Source organism: Streptomyces sp. NPDC054834, from assembly GCF_053611185.1.
This window is the reverse complement of sequence record NZ_JBSGZV010000041.1, coordinates 41,138-66,421: the sequence shown is the minus strand read 5'-3', so window position 1 is coordinate 66,421 and position 25,284 is coordinate 41,138. Positions and strand designations below refer to the sequence as shown.

General features: G+C 70.5%; 22 protein-coding genes and 1 pseudogene. 11 read left to right on the top strand and 12 right to left on the bottom strand.

The window, feature by feature from the left end:
• Positions 1–297: 297 nt before the first annotated feature.
• Positions 298–1,380, bottom strand: coding sequence for a sugar phosphate nucleotidyltransferase (locus ACWGJM_RS37390; RefSeq protein WP_453416208.1), 1,083 nt, complete (start codon positions 1,378–1,380; stop codon positions 298–300).
• Positions 1,381–1,545: 165 nt separating this feature from the next.
• Positions 1,546–2,976, bottom strand: coding sequence for a peptidoglycan recognition protein family protein (locus tag ACWGJM_RS37385; protein WP_453416207.1), 1,431 nt, complete (start codon positions 2,974–2,976; stop codon positions 1,546–1,548).
• 129 nt (positions 2,977–3,105) lie between these two features.
• On the opposite strand from ACWGJM_RS37385, the gene ACWGJM_RS37380 reads away from it, so the two are divergent.
• The 5 genes from ACWGJM_RS37380 to ACWGJM_RS37360 all read left to right on the top strand — a co-directional run bounded on the left by ACWGJM_RS37380 (position 3,106) and on the right by ACWGJM_RS37360 (position 10,734).
• A complete protein-coding gene (locus ACWGJM_RS37380) occupies positions 3,106–3,861 on the top strand; it encodes a TIGR03089 family protein (protein ID WP_453416206.1) in 756 nt (251 codons plus the stop codon).
• 119 nt (positions 3,862–3,980) lie between these two features.
• Complete coding sequence (locus ACWGJM_RS37375; RefSeq protein WP_453416205.1) at positions 3,981–5,168, top strand: LCP family protein; 1,188 nt, start codon at positions 3,981–3,983, stop codon at positions 5,166–5,168.
• Positions 5,169–5,398: 230 nt separating this feature from the next.
• Positions 5,399–7,156, top strand: a complete 1,758-nt coding sequence (locus tag ACWGJM_RS37370) for an LCP family protein (RefSeq protein WP_453416204.1) — start codon at positions 5,399–5,401, stop codon at positions 7,154–7,156.
• 114 nt (positions 7,157–7,270) lie between these two features.
• Positions 7,271–8,857, top strand: a complete 1,587-nt coding sequence (locus ACWGJM_RS37365) for an LCP family protein (RefSeq protein ID WP_453416203.1) — start codon at positions 7,271–7,273, stop codon at positions 8,855–8,857.
• A gap of 236 nt (positions 8,858–9,093) precedes the next feature.
• Entirely contained in the window at positions 9,094–10,734 is a 1,641-nt protein-coding gene (locus tag ACWGJM_RS37360) for an LCP family protein (RefSeq protein ID WP_453416202.1), read from the top strand.
• 30 nt (positions 10,735–10,764) lie between these two features.
• Here ACWGJM_RS37360 and ACWGJM_RS37355 read toward each other — a convergent pair whose 3' ends face one another.
• Positions 10,765–11,793, bottom strand: coding sequence for a glycosyltransferase family 2 protein (locus ACWGJM_RS37355; protein ID WP_453416201.1), 1,029 nt, complete (start codon positions 11,791–11,793; stop codon positions 10,765–10,767).
• 180 nt (positions 11,794–11,973) lie between these two features.
• Here ACWGJM_RS37355 and ACWGJM_RS37350 point away from each other — a divergent pair, with 180 nt between their 5' ends.
• A complete protein-coding gene (locus ACWGJM_RS37350) occupies positions 11,974–13,467 on the top strand; it encodes an LCP family protein (RefSeq protein WP_453416200.1) in 1,494 nt (497 codons plus the stop codon).
• A 279-nt stretch (positions 13,468–13,746) separates the two neighbouring features.
• Here the strand turns inward: ACWGJM_RS37350 and ACWGJM_RS37345 are convergent, their stop codons facing one another.
• Positions 13,747–14,304, bottom strand: a complete 558-nt coding sequence (locus tag ACWGJM_RS37345; protein ID WP_453416199.1) for an acyl-CoA thioesterase — start codon at positions 14,302–14,304, stop codon at positions 13,747–13,749.
• Positions 14,305–14,423: 119 nt separating this feature from the next.
• Here ACWGJM_RS37345 and ACWGJM_RS37340 point away from each other — a divergent pair, with 119 nt between their 5' ends.
• On the top strand, positions 14,424–15,737 hold the full coding sequence (locus ACWGJM_RS37340; RefSeq protein ID WP_453416198.1) for an LCP family protein: 1,314 nt from the start codon (positions 14,424–14,426) through the stop codon (positions 15,735–15,737).
• A gap of 58 nt (positions 15,738–15,795) precedes the next feature.
• Here ACWGJM_RS37340 and ACWGJM_RS37335 read toward each other — a convergent pair whose 3' ends face one another.
• The 3 genes from ACWGJM_RS37335 to ACWGJM_RS37325 form a co-directional block, all read right to left on the bottom strand.
• The gene (locus ACWGJM_RS37335; RefSeq protein WP_453416197.1) at positions 15,796–16,167 is read right to left on the bottom strand and encodes a four-helix bundle copper-binding protein; all 372 of its coding nucleotides are present in this window, start codon (positions 16,165–16,167) and stop codon (positions 15,796–15,798) included.
• 86 nt (positions 16,168–16,253) lie between these two features.
• A complete protein-coding gene (locus tag ACWGJM_RS37330) occupies positions 16,254–17,075 on the bottom strand; it encodes an SAM-dependent methyltransferase (protein ID WP_453416196.1) in 822 nt (273 codons plus the stop codon).
• Between the two features lie 112 nt (positions 17,076–17,187).
• Positions 17,188–18,345, bottom strand: coding sequence for an acyl-CoA dehydrogenase (locus ACWGJM_RS37325; RefSeq protein WP_453416195.1), 1,158 nt, complete (start codon positions 18,343–18,345; stop codon positions 17,188–17,190).
• A gap of 182 nt (positions 18,346–18,527) precedes the next feature.
• On the opposite strand from ACWGJM_RS37325, the gene ACWGJM_RS37320 reads away from it, so the two are divergent.
• Complete coding sequence (locus ACWGJM_RS37320) at positions 18,528–19,871, top strand: UDP-glucose dehydrogenase family protein (protein WP_453416194.1); 1,344 nt, start codon at positions 18,528–18,530, stop codon at positions 19,869–19,871.
• Between the two features lie 116 nt (positions 19,872–19,987).
• Here ACWGJM_RS37320 and ACWGJM_RS37315 read toward each other — a convergent pair whose 3' ends face one another.
• Positions 19,988–20,494 carry a CGNR zinc finger domain-containing protein gene (locus ACWGJM_RS37315; RefSeq protein WP_453416193.1) on the bottom strand — a complete coding sequence of 169 codons (507 nt, stop codon included), beginning with the start codon at positions 20,492–20,494 and terminating at the stop codon, positions 19,988–19,990.
• Between the two features lie 91 nt (positions 20,495–20,585).
• Between ACWGJM_RS37315 and ACWGJM_RS37310 the strand changes: the two genes are divergently transcribed.
• Complete coding sequence (locus tag ACWGJM_RS37310; protein ID WP_453416192.1) at positions 20,586–20,954, top strand: VOC family protein; 369 nt, start codon at positions 20,586–20,588, stop codon at positions 20,952–20,954.
• A 14-nt stretch (positions 20,955–20,968) separates the two neighbouring features.
• Positions 20,969–21,373 (top strand): VOC family protein, encoded by a 405-nt coding sequence (locus tag ACWGJM_RS37305; protein ID WP_453416191.1) that lies wholly within the window; start codon positions 20,969–20,971, stop codon positions 21,371–21,373.
• 22 nt (positions 21,374–21,395) lie between these two features.
• On the opposite strand, the gene ACWGJM_RS37300 is transcribed toward ACWGJM_RS37305, so the two are convergent.
• From ACWGJM_RS37300 to ACWGJM_RS37290, 3 genes are read right to left on the bottom strand one after another with little or no spacing between them, the layout of a single operon-like run.
• Complete coding sequence (locus tag ACWGJM_RS37300; RefSeq protein WP_453416190.1) at positions 21,396–22,574, bottom strand: dipeptidase; 1,179 nt, start codon at positions 22,572–22,574, stop codon at positions 21,396–21,398.
• Between the two features lie 5 nt (positions 22,575–22,579).
• Positions 22,580–23,107 (bottom strand): 5-(carboxyamino)imidazole ribonucleotide mutase, encoded by a 528-nt coding sequence (gene purE, locus ACWGJM_RS37295; protein WP_453416189.1) that lies wholly within the window; start codon positions 23,105–23,107, stop codon positions 22,580–22,582.
• The gene (locus tag ACWGJM_RS37290; protein WP_453416188.1) at positions 23,104–24,243 is read right to left on the bottom strand and encodes a 5-(carboxyamino)imidazole ribonucleotide synthase; all 1,140 of its coding nucleotides are present in this window, start codon (positions 24,241–24,243) and stop codon (positions 23,104–23,106) included. The genes purE and ACWGJM_RS37290 overlap by 4 nt, the downstream gene beginning before the upstream one ends.
• Positions 24,244–24,407: 164 nt before the next feature.
• Between ACWGJM_RS37290 and ACWGJM_RS37285 the strand changes: the two genes are divergently transcribed.
• Positions 24,408–24,911, top strand: a complete 504-nt coding sequence (locus tag ACWGJM_RS37285; protein ID WP_453416187.1) for a GtrA family protein — start codon at positions 24,408–24,410, stop codon at positions 24,909–24,911.
• 13 nt (positions 24,912–24,924) lie between these two features.
• Here the strand turns inward: ACWGJM_RS37285 and ACWGJM_RS37280 are convergent.
• A pseudogene (locus ACWGJM_RS37280) lies at positions 24,925–25,074 on the bottom strand (two-component sensor histidine kinase); the annotation flags it as partial.
• Between the last annotated feature and the right edge of the window lie 210 nt (positions 25,075–25,284).

Genomic DNA, 25,284 nt, shown 5'->3' with positions numbered 1-25,284 from the left:
GGACGGCCCGGACGCCGGCGACAGCGGCCTTCCCGGCGAAGTCCAGGGGCTCGCCGGTCGGGGCGCGCCCTTCCTGACGGCCGGTTCGGAGAGGGGCCCGACCGCTTCGGCGGTCCCGGGCGGTCAGCCGCTCCGCGACACGCCGCCCGGTCTTGCCGGTGCCTCCGATGATCAAAGTCGTCTCGGTGCCGTGTGTGGGTCATGCGAACAGTCAACTGTGGCGAAGTAGCGACGGCCATAGCCACAACGCTCAGTTCCATAAGCAGGCGTCTACGAGGCCCCTCCCCCACCCACCGGCTACTGGTCCGAGGAGAACCGCACCGCCCCCGCCGGAATGCGCGCGTCGCACCACACCCGCACGCCCTCCCGCAGTTCGTTGTCGGCCCCGACGACCGCGCCGTCGCCGATCACCGTGCCGGTCAGGACGGAGCGCTCGCCGACGCGGGCGCGGGTGCCGATGAGGGAGTCGGTGACGACGGCACCGGGCTCGATGACGGCCCCCGGCAGGATCGTGCTGCCGAAGACCCGGGCCCCCTCGGCGACGAAGGCGCCCTCGCCCACCACCGTGCCGCCCGTCAGCTTGGCGTCGGGCGCGACCGTGGCCGTCGGCAGGATCAGGCGGTCGCCGCAGCGGCCGGGGACGGCGGGGGAAGGGGCCCGGCCCAGGACCAGGTCGGCCGAACCGCGGACGAAGGCCGCGGGCGTGCCGAGGTCGAGCCAGTACGTCGAGTCCACCAGGCCCTGGAGGTGGGCCCCGGCGGCCAGCAGACCGGGGAACGTCTCGCGCTCCACGGACACCGGGCGGCCCGCCGGGATGGCGTCGATGACCGAGCGGCGGAAGACGTACGCGCCGGCGTTGATCTGGTCGGTGACGATCTCCTCGGGGGTCTGCGGCTTCTCCAGGAAGGCGAGCACGCGGCCGGTGTCGTCGGTGGGGACCAGGCCGTAGGCGCGGGGATCGGTGACCTTGGTGAGGTGCAGGGACACGTCCGCCGACGTCTCCTCGTGGGTGCGCACCAGCGCCCTGATGTCCAGCCCGGTCAGGATGTCGCCGTTGAAGATCAGCACCGGCTCGTCGGGGCCGGAGTGCAGTCGCGAGGCCACGTTGCGGATGGCTCCGCCCGTGCCGAGGGGTTCCTCCTCGGTGACGTACTCGATGTGGAGGCCCAGCGCGGTGCCGTCGCCGAAGTACGGCTCGAAGACCTCGGCCAGGTAGCTCGTGGCGAGCACGATGTGCTCCACGCCCGCCGCTCTGGCCCGGGCCAGCTGGTGGGTGAGGAACGGGACCCCGGCCGCCGGGACCATGGGCTTGGGGGTGTGCACCGTGAGCGGGCGCAGCCGGGTGCCTTTGCCGCCGACCAGGAGGATCGCTTCTGTCACCTGTCGTCTCTGCTTCCTGCCGGGACCGGCCGAACTGTGTTTCGGCCGGCCAGTGTATGCAGACCGTGCGACAGCGCCCTCGACGGCCGCGCGATGTCCCCCGACATCGGCGCGCGGATTCCCCCGGCCGCCTCCCCCGACGGCGATGAACGTGCGCCCCGCCCGTCAGCGCCCCTGGTAGCGTGCCGCGGTGGAACGGGCCGAGCCGAGCTTGGCGTAGAGCCGCTTCCCCGGACAATCGGTGGCGTATCCGTCCCGATGACCGGAGATCACGTTCAGTCGTACGTTCCTCCCCTTCGGGTACAGATTTCCACCGCCCGACTTCAGATATGTCTTTCCGCGTGGATTGGCCCCGTAGAGCCCGAGCTTCCACGCGGTGAGCTTGGCGATGGCCTTCACCGCGGCGGTGGACGGCTTGCTCTTGCCGTAGCTGCCGATCACGGCGATGCCCATGCTGTTGACGTTGAACCCGAGGGTGTGTGCGCCGCGGACCGCCTTGGACACTCCCCCGGCGCGGCCCTCGTAGATGGTCCCGCACTTGTCGATGAGGAAGTTGTAGCCGATGTCGCGCCAGCCCATGCTGCGGACGTGGTACCGGTAGATACCGCGGATGACCGACGGCGCCTGTGAGCAGCGGTAGTTGTTGCCGGAGGCGGTGTGGTGGACGAACGCCGCCTTGACCTTCTGCGTGTAGACGAACCCCTTCTCGCGCAGCGACTCGTCCGCGCGCCAGCCGCGCCTGGTCACGATGCGCGGGCGCGGCCCGATGTGCGGCTTGCTGCGCTGGGCCTCGGTCAGCTGGTCGCCGCGCAGGGCCAGTAGCTGCATCTCGGTGTCCGCCCTGCTGAGGGCCGGGATCTCGGTGGCGGCGAAGGGCGCGAGGTCGGTGTTGACGGCGGAGGCGGCAATCTCGGCCTCCTGGAGGGTGCCGGTGCCCGGAACGTCGGCCGGGGGCCCGCCGGGCGGCGGCTCGTCACCGGGGTCGACGAGTTCCAGGCGCAGACCGGAGGGAAGGGGTGCGCGGGCGGCACCGGCGGCCCGGCCTCCGTCGCCGGCCCTCTCCGCCCCCTCGGTCGCCTTAGTCCCCTCGGTCGCCTTAGTCCCGTCGGTCCCGTCGTCGGCCCGCACGCGTACGTCGACCCCGTCCGAATCCCCCACCCACAGCGGCGCGGTGGCGCCGCGCACCTGGCCGGGGGCGCGTTCCGCCGTGTCCGGATCGGCGCCGTGGTCGGCGTTGTGCGTCTCGACGTCCTGCCAGCCGGACCATCCGCCGGTGCCGGCGGCCCGGGTACGGACCTGGACGTGACCGTGGAGTTCGGTGCCGGGGTCGTCCCAGACGACGCCGACGAGTGAGAAGGGCCGTACGTGCTCGCGGTGCAGGCCCTGTTCGGAGGCGGCACCGTTGGCACGGTCCCGGGTGAGGGGCGCCAGGGGCAGGGACTGGGTGCCGCCGGGGACCGCGGATGCGACGGCACGCCCCCCGACGGGTCTCGCGGGAGCGGCTGTCGCGGGCACGGTCAGCGGCAGGGCGAGGGCGGCGGCGCAGGTGACGCCGACCGAGGAGACGCCGATCGAAGAAGTGAGGAATCCACGCATGCCCCTGATCTTGGACATAGTCATATAAATCTGTCCATCGGGGAACTGACGGACCGTCGGCTGAGGTTCCGCCGAACCGGTGGCCCCGCCGCACGGTGCCGGGCCGGGCCGCCGCGTACGCTTGCGCGGGTGAACGCCACCGATCGCACCCCCGCCGACCTGCTGCGATCCGCGCTCGCCGCGGATCCCGGACGCCCCCTGGTGACCTTCTACGACGACGCCACGGGCGAACGCGTCGAACTGTCCGTGGCCACCTTCGCCAATTGGGTGGCCAAGACCGCCAACCTCCTCCAGGGCGACCTCGCCGCCGGACCCGGCGACCGGGTCGCGCTGCTGCTGCCCGCGCACTGGCAGACGGCCGTGTGGCTGCTGGCCTGCTCGTCGGTGGGCGTGATCGCGGACGTGGCCGGCGACCCGGCGGCGGCCGACGTCGTCGTCAGCGGGCCGGACTCGCTGGACGCCGCGCGGACGTGCCGCGGCGAGCGGGTCGCGCTCGCGCTGCGGCCGCTCGGCGGACGGTTCCCGCAGCCCCCGGAGGGCTTCGTCGACTACGCCGTGGAAGTCCCGGGCCAAGGCGACCGGTTCGCGCCGTTCTCGCCGGTCGACCCCGAGGAGCCGGCGCTGATCGTCGCGGGGGCGGAGCTGACGGGTGCCGAGGTGGTGGAGCGGGCGGTCCGGGAAGCTCCGGCGCTGGATCTCACGGGGCCCGGCTCCCGGCTGCTGTCCGCGCTGCCGTACGACACCTGGGAAGGGCTGAGCGCGGGGCTGTACGCGCCGCTGGCCGCCGGGGGCTCCGTGGTGCTGTGCCGGCACCTGGAGCGGCTGGACGAGGAGGCTCTGGCCAAGCGGATCGAGAGTGAGCGGGTGACCGCCGCGCGCCACTGAGGAGGCCGTACGGGGGTCACCCGTTCGGAGTAGCAAGAAGCTCCCCCGGCCTGCCCCGCACGTCATGGTCGTAAGAACCAGGGCATGACGCTCGTACGCCATGAGGGGGTGGCCCCGCCGTGACCGACACCGCAGGCACGCCCTCCGGACCGACCCCGGGTCCCGGCGCCGCCGCCACCGGCGAGGGGCGTGTACCACGGCGTCGGCGGCGGTGGGCGAAGGCGGTGGCCCTGGGAACCGGGATCCTCGTGATGGCGGCGGTCGGGGGCGGCTGGGCGGTGTACGCGAAGCTGAGCGCCAACATCACGCCCGACGAGGCGGCCGCGGCCGAGCTCGCCCGGTACGAGCGGGAGCGGCCCACGGCACTGGTGCGCGACGCGCAGAACATCCTGCTGATCGGGTCGGACACACGCGCGGGGGACGGCAACGACGAGTACGGACGGGACCTGGGCAGCGAGCGGTCCGACACCACGATCCTGCTGCACCTGGCCGCCGACCGGCGCAGCGCCACCGCCGTGTCCCTGCCCCGCGACCTCATGGTGGACGTGCCCGGCTGCCGGCGGGCGGACGGCGGCCGCAGCGAGCCGACGTTCGCGATGTTCAACTACGCCTTCGAGGTAGGCGGTTCCGCCTGCACCATCCGGACCGTGGAGAAACTGACGGGCATCCGGATCGACCACCACGTCGTCATCGACTTCAGCGGCTTCAAGGACATGGTCGACGCCGTGGACGGCGTGGAGGTGTGCCTGAAGGAGCCCATCAGCGACAAGGCCGCCAAACTGCGGCTGCCCGCGGGCAAGGTGACGCTCGACGGCGAGCAGGCGCTCGGCTATGTGCGGGCCCGCAAGTCCCTGGGCAACGGCAGCGACACCGACCGGATGGACCGGCAGCAGCGGTTTCTCGGGGCGCTCGTGAACAAGGTGCGCAGCGACGATGTCCTGCTGAACCCGGTCAAGCTCTATCCGGTGCTGAACGCGGCCACTTCCTCACTCACCACCGATCCGGAACTGGCGAGTCTGCGGGGCCTTTATCAACTGGTGCGCGGTTTGCGGGACATCCCTACCGAAGAAGTGCGTTTTCTGACTGTTCCTAGGGAGTCGTACGTTTACAACGCCAATCGTGATCAGCTCGTGGAACCCGAAGCCGAGAAACTCTTCGCGCGGTTGCGGGCGGACCAACCGGTGGAGGTCGCGCGGGAAGGCACACCGGATTCTCACGACGACCGCCGTCCCGACGACCAGCGAAGCGCCCCCTCCCCCACCCCGACCTTCCGCGGGAACACCGCCGCCGAGGACACCTGTGAGTAAAACGAGGGCCAAGACCGAACCTCCGTTCACAGGAATGGGGTGTATTGCCCTGTTGTAGGGAGGTGGAATTTGTCACGAGCGTCGCCTGACGCTGAACTGGGCGGATAGTGTGAGCGATCCGGTGCACCCGGCCGCATGGTCCGCCCTGGGGTGGTGCGCTGATTGACCGAGACCCGAGCGCCTTGTAGGGGGAAGGCGCCGCGTGGCCCCGACGGAGGATTCGGACAACCGTGGACGCGCAAGGCCGTGGGCGGGCGGACAACATCGATCCCGCAGACCAGTGGGTGCTCAATCCGAACACCGGCGAATACGAACTGCGACTGAGTCATTCCGCAGCGCAGTCGACGGTACCGGGACCGCGTAGATCCGCGTCCCCCCGCGGAGGCGGAACCGCGGCGCGCGGCCGGACCGCGGCACCGGGCCGTGGCGGTCCGGACAGCGGTACCCGAGACACCCTCGTGTCGGGGGTTCCCGGTCCGCGTCGGCGCCGGGGGGCTCCCCCCGAGCCGCCGCCGGGACGCCGCAACCGGCGGCCGGTGAAGAAGAAGTCGAAGGCGAAGAAGATACTGCTGTGGACCGGTGGGTCCATGGCCTTCGTGCTGGTCGCCGTGTCGGCCGCGGGCTACCTCTACATAAAGCACCTGAACGACAACATCACTTCCGTGTCCGACGACGGCGCGAGCACAGGTGGCTTCCGCAAGGACGAGGCGATCAACATCCTGCTGATCGGCACCGACAAGCGCACCGGTAAGGGCAACGAGGGCTACGGTGACTCGGGCAGCGTCGGTCACGCCGACACCAACATCCTGCTGCACGTCTCCAAGGACCGGACGAACGCCACCGCGCTGAGCATTCCGCGCGACCTGATCGTGGACGTCCCCGACTGCCCGACGGCTCAGGCCGACGGCTCCAAGAAGGTCATCCCGGGTACGGACAAAGTCCGCTTCAACACAAGCCTCGGCCAGGACGGACGCACGCCGAGCTGCACCATGCGCACGGTCACCGAGCTGACCGGGATCACCCCGGACGACTTCATGGTCGCCGACTTCAACGCGGTCAAGACACTGACCACGGCCGTCGGCGGGGTCGAGGTCTGCCTGGGCAAGGACATCGACGACGCGGACTCGCACCTGAAGCTGTCGAAGGGCACGCACAACATCTCGGGCGAGCAGGCGCTGGCGTTCGTGCGCACCCGGCACTCGGTCGGGTTCGGCGGCGACCTGAGCCGGATCGGGCTCCAGCAGCAGTTCCTCAGCGCGCTGATGCGCAAGCTGAAGTCCAACTCGACGCTCACCAGCCCGACGAAGATGCTGAAGCTGGCCGATGCCGGCACCAAGGCGCTGACCGTGGACGACAAGCTGGACAGCATCGGCAAGCTGAAGGACCTGGGTCTGGAACTGGGCAAGCTCAATCCGAAGAACCTGACCTTCACCACGGTGCCGGTCGTGGACAACCCGGCCGAGAAGGTCAAGACGACCGTCGTCCTCAACAACTCGACGGCTCCCGCGGTCTTCGACGCGATCAAGAGCGATGTGTCCTTCAGCGACGTGAAGAAGAAGCAGAAGGCGGCCAAGGACGCGCAGGCCGCCCGCCTCAAGGGCACCAAGGCCGCCGCCTCCGAAGTGCGGGTGCGCATTCTCAACGGCGGAGCGCCGTCCGGCAGCGCGCAGTCGGCCCTCAACTGGCTCCAGAACGACGAGGGCGTGACGAAGTCGGAGAACGCGGGCAACGCCCCCGCCGCACTGAGCAAGACCACGCTCGAGTACGCGCCCGACCAAGCGGCCCAGGCCCGCAGGCTGGCCGCCATCCTGGGGCTTTCCGGATCCGCCATGAAGCCCGGGAAGAGCGTGACCAACTCCCAGGGCCTGCCCGCGATGACGCTCACCCTGGGCAAGGACTACAAGGGTGCGGGCGTCTCCCTCACCACTCCGACCAAGGCGCCGAAGGTCGACAAGTCCACGGCGGACAAGGTGCAGTGCGCCTCATGAGCCACTGAATTCGGGCGGCGGTCGGCCGATGAGGTGACCGGACGGGCCTGTTCTGCGTCTGACACGGCGTAGGACAGGCCCTTTTCATGGCGCCAGGGTGGGGAGGACGGGGAAGTGACGCAGAACCGCGTGCAGGGGGAGAAGCGGACACCGGACAAGAGTGAGGACGGCGACAGCCGCCACGGCAGACGGCGGCCCCGGCGGGGGCACCGCGTTCTGAGATGGTCCGCCACGACGCTCACGCTCCTGATACTCGGCACGGCCTGCGCCGGATATCTGTATTACGAGCATCTCAACGGCAATATCCAGAAGGGCGAGCGCAGCAGCGGCGACTCCAAGGCCGAGAAGACCGGGCCGAACGCCGACGGGCAGACGCCGGTCAACATCCTGCTCATCGGCTCCGACAGCCGTAACTCCGACGAGAACGTGAAGCTGGGCGGCAGCAGGGACGACCGCGGCAACCCGCCGCTGGGCGACGTGCAGATGCTGATCCACCTGTCCGCCGACCGCAAGAGCGCCTCGATGGTGAGCATTCCGCGTGACACCCGGGTCGACATCCCCAAGTGCAAGGACCCGAAGACCCACCACGAGTTTCCGGCGACCAACGACATCATCAACGTGTCCCTGGCCCGCGGCGGCGCCGGCTGCACCCTGGCCACGTGGGAGAACCTGACCGGTATCTACATCGACCACTGGATGATGATCGACTTCGCGGGCGTGGTGAGGATGGCCGACGCCATCGGCGGCGTCGACGTCTGCGTGCGGCAGAACGTGTGGGACCGTCCGCTGCCCGGCGTGCGCGGCGGCTCCGGGCTGCGACTGACGGCCGGAACGCACAAGGTCAAGGGCAAGCAGGCCCTCCAGTGGCTGCGCACCCGGCACGCGTGGGGCAGTGACCCGCTGCGGGCCCGCGCCCAGCACATGTACCTGAACTCGATGATCCGCACGCTGAAGCAGCAGAACGTCTTCACCGACACCGGCCGGCTGATGGACCTGGCCGAGGCGGCCACCAAGTCCCTGAAGGTCTCCGAGGAGATCGGCACCGTCAAGAAGCTCTACGACCTGGGCATGCAGCTCAAGACGGTGCCGACCGACCGCATCACCATGACGACGATGCCGGCCGTCGAGGACGACCGGAACCGCGACCACCTGCTGCCGGACGGGGCCCGCGCCGAGCAGATGTGGGAGATGCTCCGCGACGACGTGCCCTTCGACGGCAAGGGCAACGCCGCCGCGGCGAAGCGGACCACGGGCAAGAAGCAGGCCACCAAGGCCCCTTCCACCACGGACGACCGGATCGGCGTCACGGTGCGGAACGCCACGCGGTCCGCGACCCTGGGCCCGGTACGCGGCCGCGCGAACGCGATCACCCAGGAACTCGTGGTCAAGGGCTTCACGAAGGCCACCATGGACAGCACGGCCGGGCTGTCCGAGGACAGGACCGCCGTGCGGTACCCGAGCGCCGGTCTGGAGGGCGACGCACAGCGTGTCGCCCGGTCGCTCGGTATTCCGCTGTCCTCGGTGAAGAAGTCGACCGACGTCTCCGGGGTCACGGTGGTCGTCGGCGCCGACTGGCGGACGGGCTCGTCCTACCCGAAGCAGTCCAAGGCGAAGGAAGGGGAACTGCCCGGCAACTCCGACGCCATCAACGGCGCGGACACCGGTCGGTGCATGGACGTGTACAGCCCGTATCGCACCTAGGGCACCGGCCCGCGGCCTCCGCCGGGACCGCACAGCGAACTCCTAACTGGTTGCAGAATGATGTGGCGCGCTCAAGTCCGCAGGGGTCGGGCGAAACCGGGCGCGCGGTCCGCGACGGACAACGTGGGTCCCCTCTGCGGGGTAACCCAATGGGCCTCTCGTGCGTCTGACTAGGGGCAAGGGCGTGCCCGGTGAGGGCGCAGGGTGGGGAGGGCTGGGAGTTGGCGCGGAGCAGCATGAGCGGGGAGGTTCCCGCGGTCGGGGACACGATGTCCCTCACACCGCAGGGAGGCGACACGTCGGCCGGCCACGGCCGGCACGGCGGGCGGCGCCGGAGCGGTGGGGGCAGCGGGGGCGGCAAGAGCGGTACGGAGGAGAACGCGCCGCACCGCAGACGGCGTGCCCTGCGCTGGTCGGCGACGGTGCTGGCGGTGGTGATACTCGGCACGGCCGGCGCCGGATACCTCTACTACCAGCACCTCAACAGCAACATCAAGAAAGACCCCCTGAACATCGGCGACGCCAAGGACAGGGCGGCCGAGTCCAAGGCGAACGCGGCCGGCCAGACGCCGCTGAACATCCTGCTGATCGGCTCGGACGGGCGGAACAACAAGAAGGACCAGGAACTCGGCGGCGCGAAGGACACCTTCAACACCGCACCCCGCGCCGACGTCCAGATGCTGCTGCACCTCTCGGCGGACCGCAGCAACATGTCGGTGGTCAGCATGCCGCGCGACACGCTCGTGAACATCCCCAAGTGCACGGACCCCGACAACGGCAAGGTCTACGACGCCCTCACGACGCACATCACCAACGACTCGCTGGGCCGCGGCGGCCCCGGCTGCACGGTGGCGACCTGGGAGAAGCTGACCGACATCCACATCGACCACTTCATGATGATCGACTTCTCCGGTGTGGTGTCGATGGCCGACGCCATCGGCGGCGTACCGGTGTGCGTGGACGCCAACATCCACTCCAAGGACAGCAGCGGCCACGGCTCGGGCCTGAAGCTGAAGGAGGGCACCACGTACGTCAAGGGCGTCCAGGCCCTCCAGTGGCTGCGCACGCGGTACGGCTTCGAGGACAACACCGACATCGCCCGGGCCAAGGCCCAGCACCAGTACATGAACGCCATGGTCCGTCAGCTGCGCGAGAACGCCACGCTCAGCAACCCGGGCAAGCTGAAGGACCTCGCCGAGACGGCCACCACGGCACTGACCGTCGACAACGGGCTGGGCACGGTGGCGAAGCTCTACGACCTGAGCAAGGAGCTCAAGAAGGTCCCCACCAAGCGCATCACCATGACGACGATGCCGTGGCAGTACGAGTCGCCCACCAGTGGCCGGGTGGTGCCCAAGCCGGGTGACGCGGAGAAGCTGTTCCGGCTGGTCCGCGACGACATCGCCCTGGACGGCAAGGACAAGAAGAAGGCCGCCGCGCCGAAGACGAGCTCGGACCCGGCCGCGGCCGACGACAAGATCGCCGTACAGGTGCAGAACGGCACGGCGTCCGACACGCAGGCCGCGGTCTCCGGACGGGCCAGCACGATCGCCCAGTTCCTTGTCGGCAAGGGCTTCACGCAGGCGGTGTCGGACCGTTCGGCGGCTCCGAGCGAGGCCACGACGGTGATCCGCTATCCCAGCGCGGACCTGGAGGGGGACGCCCAGCGGGTGGCCAAGGCGCTCGGCATCCCGACGTCCTCGGTGAAGAAGTCGACGGCCGTCTCCGGGGTCACCCTGGTCGTCGGCGCCGACTGGCGCACGGGCACCAAGTACACCGCGCCGAAGGAGGACGACTCGACCCCGGATTCGGCGCAGGTGATCAACGGCGCGGACAAGGAGCAGTGCATGCACGTCAACCCGAGCTACACCTGGTAGCCCGGGCCGGCGAGCGCCTCGCGCGCGGACTCAGTCGGTGGCGAGCACCGCGGGCCGGCGCGAGGCGATGACCTGCTTCGCGAGGGAACGGGGGCTGGTCAGGAAGCCCCAGCCCCAGGACATGTGCATGGTGGCCAGGGCCACCGGGATCCGCAGCCGGGCCCCCAGCGGCAGGCCCTTGCCCGCGGGCACCGACCCGGCGGCGATCGCCGCGAGGTAGCCGCCGGGGATCAGGAAACCCCAGGGGGTCAGGGCCGCCCCCACCACGATCCCCGCCGCTATCGCGCACACCGCCGTCGGCGGGGCGAGGTAGCGCAGGTTGATGGAGCCCTCGTGGTAGCGGGCGACGACGTGCCGCCAACGGCCGTAGTCCTTGTACTGCTTGGCCAGCGCCCGCACGCTCGGCCGCGGCCGGTACGACACCTTCAGCTCCGGCGAGAACCAGATCAGCCCGCCCGCCTCACGGATACGGAAGTTCAGCTCCCAGTCCTGGGCCCGGATGAACTCCTCGTTGTAACCGCCCTGCCGCTCCAGCGCCTCGCGCCGGAAGACGCCGAGGTAGACGGTCTCGGCCGGGGCCGCCTCGCCGCCGGTGTGGAAGGCGGCGTTGCCGACGCCGATCTTCGAGGTCATCGCGGCGGCGACCGCGTGCTCCCAGTCGTTCTCACCCTCGGCGTGCATGATGCCGCCGACGTTCTGCGCGCCGGTCTCCGCCAGCAGCCGTACGGCCGTGTCGATGTAGTTCGGCGAGAGCATGCCGTGCCCGTCGACGCGGACCACGATCGGATGGCGGGAAGCCTTGATCGCGGCGTTGAGCGCGGCGGGGGTGCGGCCGGTCGGGTTCGGGACGGTGTGCACGCGAGCGTCTTCGGCGACCAGCTCGGCGGCGATCTCGTCCGTACGGTCCGCGGACGGGCCGAGGGCGATCACCACCTCCATCTCGCCGGCGTACTCCTGCGCGAGGATCGCTTTGACGGCCCCGCGAAGATGCCGCTCCTCGTTGAGGACGGGCATGATCACTGAAACGGCGGGGTGCCGCACGTCGGGGTTGGCGTTCATAGGGGGCTCACGTTACCGCGAACGGGGGAACACCCGTGCGCGCCGCCGGGTCGCTGCCGCGGGCCGGAGATCGTATGGGCCTACGGTTCTCACGTTCCCTCGTACGGCCCCGGGACGCAGCGGCCTGTCCTGACAAGCCCTGGGACCCGGGGGGCCCGAAGCCCCAGCGGAGGTGTCCCCATGCCCGTCACGCCGCCGAGCTCTCCGGCACGGCCCCAGCGGCACCCGCGACCGCCCCGGCAGCCGCAGCGGGTGCCGGGGCGGGTGCCGCGGCCCCCCGCCGGACGGAAACGGCCGCGCTGGGCCATGCGGGCGGTGACCACCCTGTCGGTGGTGGTGCTCGCCTCCGCCGGGATCGGGCACGCGGTGGTCAGCAGCCTGGACGCCGGCATCGCCCGGGTCGACGCCTTCAAGGACATGAAGAACCGCCCGCGGGCCGGTCACGGCATGAACATCCTGCTGGTCGGCACCGACGGCCGGGACAAGATCGACGAACAGGAGCGGCGGAAGTACCGGCTGGGCGGCGCGCCCTGCCACTGCACCGACACGATCATGATCGTGCACATCTCGGACGACCGGGGGCGGGCGAGCGTGGTGAGCCTGCCGCGCGACTCCTACGCCGAGGCGCCCGCGCACGTCGACGAGGCCACCAGGCGGCGCCAGGGCCCGCACCCCCTCAAGCTCAACGCGGCGTACGCGGAGGGCGGGCCGCAGCTGACCGTCCGCACGGTCGAGAACATGACCCATGTGAAGATCGACCACTATCTGGAGGTCGACTTCACCAGCTTCATGAAGACCGTGGACGTGCTGGGCGGCGTCCAGGTCTGCACCCCGCTGCCCCTGAAGGACAGCTACACCGGCCTCGACCTCCCGGCCGGCACACACACCCTGGCCGGCGGGCAGGCCCTTCAGTACGTCCGCGCCCGGCACGTCGACGGGGCCAGTGACCTGGGCCGGATGCGGCGCCAGCAGCGCTTCCTGGCGTCGCTGGTCGAGCGGGCGACCTCGTCGGGGGTGCTGCTGAACCCGATGCGGTTCCGGGACGTGACCCGGGCGGTGCTCGGCTCGGTGCGGGCGGACAAGGGCTTCGGCACGGACGAGCTGCTGGAGCTGGGCCGGGCGATGCGGAACTTCTCCCCCTCCTCGTCCGAGTTCACGACCGTCCCCATCGGGCAGATGTCCTACCCCGTGAAAGGCATCGGCTCGACGCTGAAGTGGGACGGGCCCAAGGCGGAGCAGCTGTTCCAGGCCCTGCGCGACGACAAGCCGCTGGCGCCCGCGCGCCGGCCGCAGGTCGAGACGGTGGCCCCGGTGGAGGTGGCCCCACAGCAGATCCGCGTCCAGGTGATGAACGGCACCCGCACGGTGGGCCTCGGCCGGCGGGTGGACGCGGCCCTGGCGGCGACCGGCTTCGCCACCACCCACCTGCCCCTCGACGCGCCCGTCCACAACGTGAGCCGCACGGTTGTCCTCTACGACCCCCGCTGGGACCGCTCCGCCAAGTCCCTGGCCGCGGCCCTCCCCGGCAGCGAGCTACGGCCGACGAACGGGCAGGGCCGGATGCTGAAGGTGATCGCCGGGTCCGACTTCAGGGGCGTACGGAAGGTGCGGGGCGAGGCAGCGAACGGCCAGACGGAGGCGACGGTGGTACGCGGCGACGAGGTGCGGTGCTGACGCCAGGGCATGCCTGACGATTCCCGCCGACGGCCGGGCCCCCGGCGGGAGCCACGCCCACGGCCCGGCAAAGCGGCACGGCACCCACGCGAGGGAAGCCCGGGGGCGCGTGCCGGCCGCCGCCAGGGCGCATCCGACGACTCCCGCCGCCCACCGACGGCCGGGCCCCCCGGCGGGAGCCACGCCCACGGCCCGGCGAAGCGGCACGGCACCCACGCGAGGGAAGCCCGGGAGTACGTGCCGGGCGTCGGCAGGCGGGCGGAAATGTCACACGGGCCCTTAGTCCTGGTAGCCCTCCGCCGCGCGCCTCTCGCGGAGTTCCCGGATCTCGCGGCGGCGGGCGAGGCGGTGGGTGCGGCGGATCTCGGCCTCCTGGTAGCGGCGCTTGTCGCGCTCGGTCTCCGGGAGGACCGGCGGGACCCGGCGGGGCTTGCCGTCGGCGTCGACCGCGGCGAAGACCAGGTAGGCGGAGCCGACCTGGGTGGCCGGGGTGGACTCGTTCCAGCGCTCGGCCAGGACCCGGACACCTATCTCCATCGACGACCGGCCGGTCCAGTTGACCTGGGCCTTCACATGGACCAGGTCGCCCACGCGGACCGGCTCCAGGAAGACCATCTCGTCCATGGACGCGGTGACGGCGGGACCCCCGCTGTGCCGGCCGGCCACCGCGCCCGCGGCGTCGTCGACAAGCTTCATGATCACACCGCCGTGCACCGTGCCGAGCAGGTTCGTGTCGTTGTGGGTCATGATGTGGCTGAGCGTGGTCCGGGACGCGGACGTGGGCTTGCCGGGGATGTCCGGCGTGCCCGACTCCCCTGCGGTGGCCTGGTCTGTCATGGCCCCCACCTTATGCCGGGGTGACATTCGCGGAATTTGTGTCGGGTTCGCAACAGCAGCGCCCTGATTTTCCGACAAGCCTTGTAAGACACCTGGTCGGGCCCGGCACACTGGGGCGCATGAATGATTGGCCCGAGGGATGGTCCGACGAGAACCGCGGCCCGCGCTACGGACGCGGGAGTGCCGGCGCGCAGCCTGAGGGCGCCCGTGTGATGCGGCAGGTCCGGCGCGGCCCGGCGGGCGCGCCCGGCCAGGGCGGGTACGGCGCGCCCGGCCAGGCGGCCCCGCCGTACGGCGCCGGGGTCCCGCAGCAGCCGTCGTACGTCGACGGCCAGGGACACGACGGCGGTTACGACGAGTACGACAGCGGCTACAACACGGGCCAGGTCTACGGCTCGCCCGGCGGCGGCCCCGGCGGCCCGGTGGGCACGCCCACCCGCGGCCCGCGGCCCGCGCCGAACTGGCGGCGCCGCATCAAGTGGACCGCGATCACGCTGGCCGCCGTGCTGATCGTCACCTCGGTGGCGACCTACTTCTGGGCCGACTCCAAGCTCCACCGCGACGTCGACCTGTCGAAGGTCATCGACCGGCCGGAGGCGGGCAAGGGCACCAACTACCTGATCGTCGGCTCCGACAGCCGCAAGGGCATGACGGCCGAGGACAAGAAGAAGCTGCACACCGGCTCCGCCGACGGCCAGCGCACCGACTCGATGATGATCCTGCACGTCGGCGACAACGGCGACACGCTGATCTCGCTGCCGCGTGACTCGGACGTGGAGATCCCGAGCTACCAGGGGTCCACCTCGGGCAAGGTCTACCAGGGCAAGGGCCGGCACACGAAGCTGAACGCGGCCTACGCGGAGGACGGTCCGACGCTGCTCGTCCGCACCATCGAATACAACACCGGCCTGCACATCGACCACTACGTGGAGATCGGCTTCGCCGGCTTCGCGAAGATCGTGGACGCGGTCGGCGGTGTCGACATCGACATCGACAAGGGCTTCAAGGACAAGTACTCGGGCGCGGACTTCAAGGCGGGCAAGCAGACACTGAACGGCGAGCAGGCCCTGGCCTTCGTCCGTACCCGGCACGCCTTCGCCGCGTCCGACCTTCAGCGCACCAAGAACCAGCAGAAGTTCCTGTCGGCGCTCGCCCACCAGGTGGCCACCCCGTCGACGGTGCTGAACCCGTTCAAGTTCTACCCGACCATGGGCGCCGGCCTGGACTCCCTCACCGTCGACAAGGACATGGGCCTGTGGGACCTGGCATCCATGTTCTGGGCCATGAAGGGCGTCAGCGGCGGTGACGGCACCTCGATGAACATGCCGGTCTCCGGCTCGACCGGCGGCAACCTCGTCTGGGACAAGGCGAAGGTCAAGACGCTGGTGAGCGAGCTGAAGGACGACGAGAAGGTCACGGTCGCCGGCAACTAGGACCGCGCACGGCCGAGGGCACCCGGCAGGTGCCCTCGGCCGTCGGCTCAGGACCGGTTCACATCCTGACGCCCGCCATCGACCGGCACATCTCCGCGCAGCGGCGACACGCCTCCGCGCAGCGCATCATCTGCTGGTCGTCCGGCATGGACATACACGCCTCGGCGCACATGTCGCAGGCCTTGGCGCACATCGCGCACATCTCCTGGGACATGGGCGAGCGCCGCATCATCATGTCGGCGCACATGCGGGTCATCTCCGAGCAGTCCATGAGCGCGCGCATGATCTGCATCTGGGCCTGGCCGCCCATGTGCATGCAGGAGCTCATGGCCTGCTCGCACATGGTGTGCGCCGCCATGCATGCCTCGACGCAGTCCTGCATCTCCTTGCTCATCGCTCCCATGGCGGGCTGGGTTTTGGGTGCGGTCATGGCTCCTCCTCGGAGGCAGGGGTGCCCAGAAAGTGGGCTCCGTGTGCTTCCGTCCTACGCCCGACCCGCGGGTAGTGCCATTCCTGTTACGGCTTTCTGCCGACTCCGCCGAAGTGGGTGACCGCGACGGGCTCCGGGTCCTCCTCGGGGCGCCAGCGGGAGCAGGAGACGATGCCCGGTTCGAGGACCTCCACCCGGTCGAAGAGGCGGACCAGGTCGGCACGGCCGCGCAGGGTCATGGGGGCCGAGCCCTGGCTGTTCCAGTACTCCACCGCCTGGGTCATCGCTTCGCCGTCCACCTCGGTGGTGGGATGGGAGATCACCAGGTGGCTGCCGGAGGGTACGGCGTCCAGGAGCCGGTGGACGATGGAGACCGCCTCGTCCGTGTCCATGACGAAGTTCAGGATGCCCAGCATCGTGATCGCGACCGGCCGGTCGAAGTCCAGCGTCTCCGCCGCGCCCCGCAGGATCTTCTCCGGGTCGTGCACGTCCGCCTCGATGTAGTCGGTGGCCCCCTCCGGGGTGCTGGTCAGCAGCGCGTGGGCGTGGGTCAGGACGAGGGGGTCGTTGTCGGCGTACACGATGCGGGCCGCCGGGTCCACTCGCTGGGCGACCTCGTGGGTGTTGTCGGCTGTCGGCAGGCCCGTGCCGATGTCCAGGAACTGCCGGATCCCCGCCTGACCGGCCAGGTACCGCACCGCCCGCGCGAGGAAGGCCCGGTCGGCCACGGCCGAACGGGGCAGTGCCGGCACGAAGCCGAGGATCTGCTCCCCGACCTCCTCGTCCACCGGGTAGTGGTCCTTGCCGCCCAGCCAGTAGTTCCAGATGCGGGCCGAGTGGGACACGTCGGTCCGCAGCCGGGTCATGCGTGCGACGCCTTCGTCACCGGCGGCTTGGATTTCGGACATGGCGGTCTGGTCTCCTTCGGGCGATCACCGACACGATGCGCACCAAAATAGACAGAAGGCGCCCCTCGGGACGCCTTCTTGCGAAAACCTACAGCCCCCAACTACCCGGCCACTACGGCAGGTTGCGAGCCATCACGATCCGCTGGACCTGGTTCGTGCCCTCGTATATCTGCGTGATCTTCGCGTCGCGCATCATCCGCTCCACCGGGTAGTCACGGGTGTAGCCGTAACCGCCCAGCAGCTGGACCGCGTCCGTGGTGACCTCCATCGCGACGTCGGAGGCGAAGCACTTCGCCGCCGCGCCCTGGAAGGTGAGGTCGCTGTCGCCGCGCTCGGAGGCGGCCGCGGCCTGGTAGGTGAGGGCGCGGGCGGCGGCGATCTTCATGGCCATGTCGGCGAGCATGAACTGGATGCCCTGGAAGTCGGCGATCGGCTTGCCGAACTGCTTGCGCTCCTGGACGTAGCCCTTGGCGTAGTCGAGGGCGCCCTGGGCGACGCCGAGCGCCTGGGCGGCGATGGTGATGCGGGTGTGGTCCAGGGTCTTCATGGCGGTCGCGAAGCCGGTGCCCTCCTCGCCGATCATGCGGTCGGCGGGGATGCGGACGTTGTCGAAGTAGACCTCGCGGGTCGGGGAGCCCTTGATGCCGAGCTTCTTCTCCGGGGCGCCGAAGGAGACACCCTCGTCGGACTTCTCGACGACGAAGGCCGAGATGCCCTTCGAGCGCTTCGAGGGGTCGGTCACGGCCATCACCGTGTAGTACTCCGACACACCCGCGTTGGTGATCCAGCGCTTCACGCCGTTGAGGATCCAGTGGTCGCCGTCGCGGACCGCCTTGGTCTTCATGCCGGCCGCGTCGGAGCCGGCCTCCGGCTCGGAGAGGCAGTACGAGAACATCCCGTCGCCCTTGGCCAGCGGCGAGAGGTACTTCTTCTTCAGGTCCTCGGAGCCGGAGAGGATCACGGGGAGGGAGCCCAGCTTGTTCACGGCCGGGATCAGGGAGGAGGACACGCAGGCCCGCGCCACCTCCTCGATCACGATCACCGTGGCGAGCGCGTCGGCGCCCGAGCCGCCGTACTCCTCGGGGACGTGCACGGCGTGCAGGTCATTGGCCACCAGGGCGTCGAGCGCCTCCTGCGGGAAGCGGGCCTCCTCGTCCACCGCCGCGGCGTACGGCGCGATCTTCGCCTCGACCAGCGAGCGGACGGCGTCACGGAGCATGTCGTGCTCCTCGGACGGGCGGTACAGGTCGAAGTCAGCCGATCCGGCCAAGGTCTCTCACGCTCCAACGCTAATTACCGTTAAGTAACACAAAGTTTAGGGGTCGACCAGCGGCCCGCCTACGTGAGCTTGGCGACAGCGGGGAGGTTGCCCAGCGAAGCGCCCGCCGAAGCCCCCTGGCAAGCCTTGGCTATGCTCGGGCCCGCACCTGACGCGTACCCCCTGGAGCACCCATGAGCCTCAAGATCACCGTGATCGGCACCGGCTATCTCGGCGCCACGCACGCCGCGGCCATGGCCGAGCTCGGTTTCGAGGTGCTGGGCCTGGACGTCGTACCGGAGAAGATCGCCAAGCTGGAGCGCGGCGAGAGCCCGATGTTCGAGCCGGGGCTCGAGGAGTTGCTGAGGAAGCATGTCGCGGGCTTCGAGGGTTCCTCGGGCCGGCTTCGGTTCACCCAGGACTGGGCGGAGGTCGGCGCGTTCGGCGACGTCCACTTCCTGTGCGTGAACACCCCGCAGCGGCACGGGGACTACGCGGCCGACATGTCGTACGTGAACGCGGCCCTCGCCTCCCTCGCCCCGCACCTGACCGGTCCCGCGCTCGTCGTGGGCAAGTCCACCGTGCCCGTCGGCTCCGCCGACCGCCTCGCCGCCTACCTGGCCGAGCACGCGCCGGCCGGCGCCGACGCCGAGCTGGCCTGGAACCCGGAGTTCCTGAGGGAGGGCTTCGCCGTCGAGGACACGCTGCACCCCGACCGGATCGTGGTCGGTGTGCGCAGCGAGCGGGCGGAGAAGCTGCTGCGCGAGGTGTACTCCACTCCCGTCGCCGGGGGCACGCCGTTCGTGGTCACCGACTTCCCGACGGCGGAGCTGGTGAAGACCGCCGCGAACTCCTTCCTGGCGACCAAGATCTCCTTCATCAACGCCATGGCGGAGGTGTGCGAGGCCGCGGGCGGTGACGTCGCCAGGCTGGCGGAGGCCATCGGGTACGACGACCGGATCGGGAAGAAGTTCCTGCGCGCCGGCATCGGCTTCGGCGGGGGCTGCCTCCCGAAGGACATCCGGGCCTTCATGGCGCGCGCCGGTGAGCTGGGCGTGGACCAGGCGCTGACCTTCCTGCGCGAGATCGACTCCATCAACATGCGCCGCCGCGGCCAGATGGTCGAGCTGACCCGCGAGGTCCTCGGCGGCGGCTCCTTCCTGGGCCGGCGGGTCGCGGTGCTCGGCGCCACCTTCAAGCCCGACTCGGACGACGTCCGGGACTCCCCCGCGCTGAACGTGGCGGGCCAGATCCACCTCCAGGGCGGCCAGGTCACCGTGTACGACCCGAAGGGCATGGAGAACGCCCGCCGGGTCTTCCCGACGCTCGGCTACGCCGACTCCGCGCTGGAGACGGTCCGGGGTGCCGACGTCGTCCTGCACCTCACCGAGTGGCGGGAGTTCCGGGAGCTGGACCCGGCCGCGCTGGGCGAGGTCGCGACGGCACGGGTGATCCTCGACGGCCGCAACACCCTCGACCCGGAGCTGTGGCGGCGGGCCGGCTGGACCTACCGCGCGATGGGGCGTCCCACCGCCTGACGGACCACGGGTGACGCCGGTTCGGCCGAGGCTCAGTCGGCCGAACCGGCGTCTTCACGCATTCTGCACCACCGGGCCCCCGGTCGGCCGATGAACTACCTGTGGGTCACCTGGATTTACGCCCCCTTGGCCCGGTAACGGCGCATCTTCGCGCGCGCCCCGCACACCTGCATCGAGCACCAGCGGCCGCGCCCGGCCGGGCTGCGGTCGTAGTACGCCCAGTGGCAGGTGTCGGCCTCGCAGGCCTTGAGCCGGGTCCAGGTGCCTGCCACCAGCGCCTCGGCGACGGCGGCCGCGACGCGGGAGAGAAGAGGAGCCGCGTCGGCCGGGGCGAGGGCCGCGGAGCCGTCCCGCTCGTCGACCGCCACCAGCAGCGGTGCCCGGGCCAGCAGCTCGCCCAGGGGCGTCACCGCGCGGTGCGGCGGGTGTCCGGCGTGGGCGAGCAGGGTCGCCCGCAGTGATTCGCGCAGCTCCCGGGCCGACGGCAGCTCGTCCTGGCCGATCCCGAGGCGCGCCCGGCCCTCCCCGCTGTCGAGCGCGTCGGCGCCCGACTCGATGTCCAGGGTGTTCACCAGGGACTCGACCAGCGCCAGGCCCCCTGGTGCGGCCGATCTCTCACTCATGCTTGCGACGTTACCCGCTATGCGGAAGTATGCAGTAACCGTTACTGGTTACCCGCCTTTATGGGTAACACTCGATGTCGAGGAGGAAGTCATGGCTCTCGCCGAACTGGGCGCCGTCGTCCTGGACTGTCCCGACCCCCGTGCGCTGGCCGGTTTCTACGCCGAAGTGCTGGGCGGCACCGTCGAAGGGGGCTCCGAGGGCGCGGAGTGGGTGGACCTGAAGGTGCCCGGCGGGCAGTCGCTGGCCTTTCAGGCCGCGCCGGGGTTCGTACCGCCCGCGTGGCCCGCGCCCGATCACTCGCAGCAGTTCCACCTGGACCTGACCGTCGACGACCTGGACGCGGCCGAGGACGCCGTGCTGGCGCTCGGCGCGAAGCCGCTGGACGCCGGTGACCGCTCCCGCACCTTCCGGGTTTACGCGGACCCGGCCGGGCACCCGTTCTGCCTCTGCGCCTGCTGACCCAGGGAGGGCTCATGCCTGCCGTCGTACGATTCCGCTCCGTCGTGCTCGACTGCCCCGACCCGCACGCGCTCGCCGCCTTCTACGCGGGGCTCCTCGGCGGCACGCCCCACGCCGAGGAGCCGGACGACGAGGCCGACTGGGTCGTCCTGGAGGCCCCGGGCGGGCCCAGGATCGCCTTCCAGCGGGCGGAGGACCACGTGCCGCCGGAGTGGCCCCGGGCCGACCGGAACTCCCAGCAGTTCCACCTCGATTTCGACGCCGGTTCGACCTGGGAGGAGATCGACGCGGCCCACGAGAAGGCGCTGGCGCTGGGGGCGCGTCCGCTGGACCTGGAGGACCGGGAGAAGAAGGACTTCCAGGTGTACGCCGACCCGGCCGGGCACCCGTTCTGCCTGTGCCGGATCGAGCACGCCTGACGGATTGCCCCGCCCCCGGCGGTCAGCCGTCGAGTTCGGCGAGGGTCGCGTTCGACGGTCCCCGCGTGGCCTGGTGGCCGCGGGCCACGTCTTCCGCCGCGTCCAGGACCCGTACCGCGTTCTTCCAGGTCAGCTTGGCCAGGTCGGACTTCGACCAGCCGCGGTCCAGGAGCTCGGCGATGAGGTTCGGGTAGCCGGAGACGTCGTTCAGGCCGTCGGGGGTGAAGGCGGTTCCGTCGTAGTCGCCGCCGATGCCGAGGTGGTCGACGCCTGCGACCTCGCGCATGTGGTCGAGGTGGTCGGCCACCGTGGCCGCCGTGGCGACCGGGCGCGGGTTGCCCTCCTCGAAGGCGCGGTGCACCTTCATCGCCTCGGCGGTGGTGTCGAGGTGGTGGAAGCCGTGGGCGCGCATGTTGTCGTCGGCCGCGGCCGTCCAGTCCACGGCAGCCTGGAGCACGAACTTGGGCACGAACGTCACCATCGCCATGCCGCCGTTCGCGGGCAGCCGCTCGAGGATGTCGTCGGGGATGTTGCGCGGGTGGTCGCACACGGCCCGGGAGGAGGAGTGCGAGAAGATCACCGGCGCGGACGAGGTGTCCAACGCGTCCCGCATCGTCGTCGCCGCCACGTGCGAGAGGTCGACCAGCATGCCGAGCCGGTTCATCTCCCGCACGACCTCGCGGCCGAAGGCCGACAGGCCGCCGACGTTCGGCTCGTCCGTCGCGGAGTCGGCCCACGCCACGTTGTCGTTGTGGGTGAGGGTCATGTACCGGACGCCGAGCGCGTACAGGCCGCGCAGGGTGCCGAGGGAGTCGCCGATCGAGTGGCCGCCCTCCGCGCCCATGAGGGAGGCGATACGGCCGTCCCGGCGTGCCGTCTCCATGTCGGCGGCGGTCAGCGCGGGGGCCAGGTCGGCCGGGTAGCGGGCCAGCAGCTGGCGTACGCAGTCGATCTGCTCCAGCGTCGCCGGGACCGGGTCGGGCAGGTCGGACCGGACGAACACCGACCAGTACTGCGCGCCGACGCCGCCCTCGCGAAGTCGCGGGATGTCGGTGTGCAGGTGGGCGTTCTGGTGCCGGCCGATGTCACGGGCACCGAGGTCGTAGCGGACCTGCTCGCGCAGCGCCCAGGGCAGGTCGTTGTGCCCGTCGACGACCGGGAACTCGCCGAGCAGTTCCCGGGCTGCCTCCACAGAGCTCACCGCGGTCACTTCCCGAAGCCGAAGCCGCTGCCGCCGGATCCCTCGACCTTCGAGCGCAGGCGCTTGCCCTTCTCGGTGGCCTGGTCGTTCAGGTCCTGCTGGAAGTCGCGCATCCGCGCCAGCAGGTCCTCGTCGTGCGAGGCGAGGATGCGGGCGGCGAGCAGGCCGGCGTTGCGGGCCCCGGCGACGGAGACGGTGGCGACCGGGACACCGGCCGGCATCTGCACGATGGACAGCAGGGAGTCCATGCCGTCGAGGTACTTCAGCGGCACGGGCACGCCGATGACCGGCAGCGGGGTGACCGAGGCCAGCATGCCGGGCAGGTGGGCGGCGCCGCCCGCGCCCGCGATGATCACCTTCAGCCCGCGGTCGGCGGCCTGCTCGCCGTACGTGATCATCTCGCGGGGCATGCGGTGCGCGGAGACGACGTCGACCTCGTACGCGATCTCGAACTCGTCGAGCGCCTTGGCGGCGGCCTCCATGACGGGCCAGTCGGAGTCCGACCCCATGACGATGCCTACAACAGGGCTCATTCGGTGATCGTGCCTCTCAGGTATCCGGCAGCGTGACGTGCGCGCTCGAGAACGTCGTCCAGGTCGTCGCCGTAGGTGTTGACGTGACCCACCTTGCGGCCGGGCTTCACGTCCTTGCCGTACATGTGGATCTTCAGCTTGGGGTCGCGGGCCATGCAGTGCAGGTACGCGGAGTACATGTCCGGGTAGTCCCCGCCGAGGACGTTGACCATGACCGTCCACTTCGCGCGCGGGCGCGGGTCGCCGAGGGGGAGGTCCAGTACGGCCCGCACGTGGTTGGCGAACTGGCTGGTGATCGCGCCGTCCTGGGTCCAGTGGCCCGAGTTGTGCGGGCGCATCGCCAGCTCGTTGACGAGTATGCGGCCGTCGCGGGTCTGGAACAGCTCGACGGCGAGGTGGCCGACGACGCCGAGTTCCTTGGCGATGGTCAGGGCCATCCGCTCGGCGTTCAGCGCGAGGTCCTCGTCGAGGCCGGGGGCGGGCGCGATCACGGTGTCGCAGACCCCCTTCACCTGCTGCGACTCCACCACCGGGTAGGCGACGGCCTGGCCGTGCGGGGAGCGTACGACGTTGGCGGCCAGCTCGCGGACGTAGTCGACCTTCTCCTCCGCGAGGACCGGTACGCCGGCGCGGAAGGGCTCGGCGGCCTCCTCGGCGGATTCGACCACCCACACGCCCTTGCCGTCGTAGCCGCCGCGGACGGTCTTGAGGACGACCGGGAAACCGTCGCCCTCGGCGGCGAAGGCGACCACGTCGTGCGGGTCGGCCACGATGCGGTGCCGCGGGCACGGGACGCCGATCTCGGAGAGCTTCGCGCGCATCACCCCCTTGTCCTGGGCGTGCACGAGCGCGTCGGGACCCGGGCGCACGGGGATGCCGTCCGCCTCCAGGGCCCTGAGGTGCTCGGTGGGTACGTGTTCGTGATCGAAGGTGATCACGTCGCAGCCCCGTGCGAAGGCGCGCAGCGTCTCCAGGTCGCGATAGTCGCCGACGACGACATCGTTCACGACCTGCGCCGCGGAATCCTGAGGGGTGTCACTGAGGAGCTTGAACCTGATGCCCAACGGGATGCCCGCTTCGTGTGTCATACGTGCGAGCTGGCCCCCGCCGACCATGCCGACTACCGGGAATGTCACGCCCCTAGGGTATCGGCCGCGCCGGGGCGGCCGGATTCCGAGCCTCTTACCCGGTACTTTCCGGGTTCTTTCCGACCTCGGAGCCCGTCCACAGGAAACCTCGCGGTGGGCCGGATAGCATGACGGGGTTGATGAACACCTAACGGACGGGAGCCTGCACGACCATGGAACGTGGTTCCTCGGGGCTGCACCGGCTCGTACGCGAGGTCGCCAAGTTCGGCGCCGTCGGCGGCGCGGGCATCCTTGTCAATCTCGGCGTGTTCAACCTGGTACGGCACGTCACCGACCTCCAGGTCGTCCGGGCGAGCGTGATAGCCACCGTCGTGGCGATCGCCTTCAACTACGTCGGCTTCCGCTACTTCGCCTACCGCGACCGCGACAAGGGCGGCCGCACCAGGGAACTCACGCTGTTCCTGCTGTTCAGCGCGGTGGGCCTGGTGATCGAGAACGGCGTTCTGTATCTGGCCACGTACGGCTTCGGCTGGGACAGCCCGCTACAGAGCAACGTCTTCAAGTTCGTCGGCATCGGGGTCGCGACCCTCTTCCGCTTCTGGTCCTACCGCAGCTGGGTCTTCAAGGCCCTGCCGGCCCGCGAGGGCGTGACCGGCGCGGAATCGATCCTCGTCGCGGAGTCGAAGAAGCCCCGGCCCACTCAGCGGGTCCCGTAGCTCTGCGCTTCTCCTAGCGGACCGTCGGGTTGTCCTCGGCCGGTTTCCGGGACGGCGGGGTCCGGGACAGGAACAGGCCGAAGACCGGCGGCTGCGCCTGTAACAACTCGAGGCGGCCGCCGTCGGCCTCCGCCAGGTCACGGCTCACCGCCGACTCGAACCCATAGAGCTCCTCCGCTGACCGTGCGAAGCCCGTAGCCCACGAAGTCGGCCCCCGGGCCCAGCCCCGTCCTACCGGATTGTCGGATTGTCCTCGGCCTCCGCCAGATCCGGGCCTCACCGCCGACTCGAACCCATAGAGCTCCTCCGCTGACCGTGCGAAGCCCGTAGCCCACGAAGTCGGCCCCCGGGCCCAGCCCCGTCCTACCGGACC